The organism is Ornithinibacter sp. (genome assembly GCF_035443565.1).
Lineage (GTDB): Bacteria > Actinomycetota > Actinomycetes > Actinomycetales > Dermatophilaceae > Fodinibacter.
In genome coordinates this window covers 1-2,455 of record NZ_DAORSO010000239.1, presented here as the reverse complement: position 1 = coordinate 2,455, position 2,455 = coordinate 1, and the positions used below count along the sequence as shown (strand labels likewise).

The 2,455-nt window shown below is 71.1% G+C and carries 2 protein-coding genes; both read left to right on the top strand.

All coding sequences use genetic code 11. From position 1 onward, the window contains the following. A partial coding sequence (locus PLL68_RS13885) for a thiolase family protein (RefSeq protein ID WP_324535069.1) occupies positions 1 to 635 on the top strand: 635 nt, incomplete at its 5' end. A gap of 1 nt (position 636) precedes the next feature. Further along, positions 637 to 2,455, top strand: a 1,819-nt coding sequence (locus PLL68_RS13880; protein ID WP_324535067.1) for a 3-hydroxyacyl-CoA dehydrogenase NAD-binding domain-containing protein, incomplete at its 3' end; no start/stop codon positions are given.

The window sequence follows — 2,455 nt, the reverse complement described above, 5'->3', positions numbered from 1 at the left end:
TGCAGCCCGACCTCGTGCCGGTGGCCACCCGCCACGTCGAGAAGGGTTGGGGCCTTGCCACCGTCGACGAGCCGCCCCGCCCCGGCACCACCATGGAGGAGCTCGCGGGCCTGAAGACCCCCTTCCGCCCCCACGGCAACGTCACCGCCGGAAACGCGGCCGGTCTCAACGACGGTGCGACCGCGTGCATCCTCGCCTCGGAGGCCGCCGCCGCCGAGCTCGGGCTGCCGGTGCGCATGCGGCTGGTCTCCTACGCCTTCGTCGGGGTCGAGCCCGAGGTGATGGGCATCGGCCCGATCCCCGCTGCCGAGAAGGCGCTGCGCCAGGCCGGCCTGAGCATCGAGGACATCGGGCTGTTCGAGCTCAACGAGGCGTTCGCCGTGCAGGTCATCGCCTTCCTGGACCACTACGGCATCGCCGACGACGACGAGCGCGTCAACCCCTGGGGTGGAGCCATCGCCATCGGCCACCCGCTGGCGTCGTCGGGTGTTCGCCTGATGACCCAGCTCGCCCACCACTTCGAGGAGAACCCGCAGGTGCGCTACGGCCTGGTGGCCATGTGCATCGGGATCGGCATGGGTGGCTGTGTCATCTGGGAGAACCCGCACCACGCCGACTACGGCAAGGAGAACTGACGTGAGCACGCCCGTTGAGACCATCGCCCCCGCGGCTTCCGCTCCCTCACTGCCCACCGAGGTCGTGACCCACACCCCGGTCCAGGACGTCACGCTCCCCGGCGGCGCCGGCATCCTCGCCCTGGTCACCCTCGACAACGGCCTTGACCACACCCGGCCGAACACCTTCGGCCCGGCCTCGATCGCCGAGCTCCAGGCCACCGTCGACGGCCTGTTGGCCCGGGCCCAGGCCGGCGAGATCCAGGCAGTCGGCATCACCGGCAAGCCGTTCATCTTCGCCGTGGGCGCCGACCTGTCGGGTGTCCCGTACGTGACCGACCGCGAGCAGGCCGTGAGCATCGCCCGGGCCGGGCACGCGGCCTTCGCCTCGATCATGGACCTGCCCGTGCCGACCTTCGCGTTCGTCAACGGCGCGGCGATGGGTGGGGGCGTCGAGATCGCCCTGGCCTGTGACTATCGCACGGTGTCCGCCGGGGTGCCCGCGTTCGCCCTCCCCGAGACCTTCCTCGGGCTCGTTCCGGGCTGGGGTGGCTGCTACCTGCTGCCCAACCTCATCGGGCCGGCCGACGCGCTCACCGTCATCGTCGCGAACCCGCTGTCGCAGAACCGGATGCTGAAGGCCAAGGAGGTCGCTGCCCTCGGCATCGCCGACGTGCTGCTCGAACCGGCCGACTTCATCGAGGACTCGCTGCGATGGGCCGCCGGGGTCCTCAGTGGTGCTGTTTCGGTGCAGCGTCGCGACGTCGACCGTGACGAAACTGCGTGGGATGCCGCGTGCGACGGCGCTCGCAAGGTGGTCCTCGCCAAGACCGCGGGACTCGCGCCAGGTGCGATGCGGGCCGTCGAGCTCGTGCGCGCCGCGCGGACCGCGACCCGCGAGCAGGCCTTCGCCGCCGAGGACGCCGCACTCGGTGACCTCATCATGGGTGACGAGCTGCGGGCCGGGCTCTACGCGTTCGACCTCGTGCAGAAGCGTGCCAAGCGCCCGGCCGGCGCGCCCGACAAGTCGCTCGCGCGCCCGGTGACCAAGGTCGGCATCGTCGGAGCCGGGCTCATGGCCAGCCAGCTCGCCCTGCTCTTCGCCCGCCGCCTCGGGGTCCCGGTCGTCATGACCGACCTCGACGAGGACCGCGTCGCCAAGGGCGTGGGCTGGGTGCACGCCGAGATCGCGTCGCTGAAGGACAGGAGGCGGGTGTCCCCCGACAAGGCGTCCTTCCTCACCGGCCTGGTCACCGGCTCGACGTCCAAGGACGGCTTCGCCGACGCCGACTTCGTCATCGAAGCGGTCTTCGAGGAGATGGCGGTCAAGCAGCAGGTGTTCGCCGAGGTCGAGGCCGTCGTCTCTGCCGAGTGCGTGCTCGCGACGAACACCTCGTCGCTGTCGATCACGCAGATGGCCAGCGGCCTGGCGCACCCCGAGCGGGTCGTGGGCTTCCACTTCTTCAATCCGGTGGCCGTCATGCCGCTGCTCGAGATCATCCCCGGCGAGGCAACCGACGACGCGGCTCTCGCGACGGCGTTCGCGACGGGCCGCGCGCTCGGCAAGACGACGATCCGGGTCAAGGACTCGGCATCCTTCGTCGTCAACCGCCTGCTCGGCGCCTTCATGGGTGAGTTCTCCAGGATCGTCGACGAGGGCACCCCGGTGGCCACCGCCGACCGCGCCGTGGCCGGGCTGGCCCCGATGCCGCCGTTCGTGCTGCTCGGGCTCGTCGGGCCGGCGATCGCGCTGCACAACAGCGAGACCCTGCACCGCGCGTTCGGCGACCGGTTCCACGTCTCGCCGAGCCTGCGACGGCTCGTGGAGTCCGGCAAGCGTG